Origin of the sequence: Salinisphaera sp. G21_0 (assembly GCF_017744115.1) — a bacterium.
GTDB lineage: Bacteria > Pseudomonadota > Gammaproteobacteria > Pseudomonadales > Endozoicomonadaceae > Endozoicomonas.
Map to the genome: position 1 here is coordinate 1 of NZ_JAGHQW010000294.1, position 520 is coordinate 520.

Sequence of the window (520 nt, forward strand, 5' to 3'; positions counted from 1 at the left end):
CTTTTGGGTTTGAAGCGATAAAACCACTCTTCAAGGTAACCCCGGTAGCCACAATCAGCCCAGACTTTCCGGATGTTTTTAAAGTATTTCTTAAGGTGAGCCAGTATGAACTGTCCTGCAAAACTATCACTCAATGCGGCTGCGTGCACCCATACCACCAGAATCAGGCCAAGAGTATCAACAGCTATGTGACGTTTTCTGCCTTTTATTTTCTTTCCGCCATCATAGCCTCGATCCCCCCTTTTACCGAGGTTTTAACGGATTGGGAGTCAATGCTTGCGGCTGTTGGTTGTGGCTCTTTGCCCGCCTGAATTCGCACCTGGTCACGAAGTGCATCATGTACCTTCTTCCATGTGCCATCATTTTTCCAAATTCGGAAGTAGGTGTAGACAGTACTCCATGGTGGAAAGTCAGAAGGCAGCATTCGCCACTGACAGCCTGTTTTAGTGAGATAGAATATGGCATTCAATATCAGACGATAACTCCAGTCACGTGGTCGACCATTTTTTGGAGTATCATA

1 pseudogene is annotated in these 520 nt (G+C 46.2%); it reads right to left on the reverse strand.

The annotated features are described in order from the left end of the window. A pseudogene (locus J7439_RS27660) lies at positions 1-520 on the reverse strand (IS5 family transposase); the annotation flags it as partial.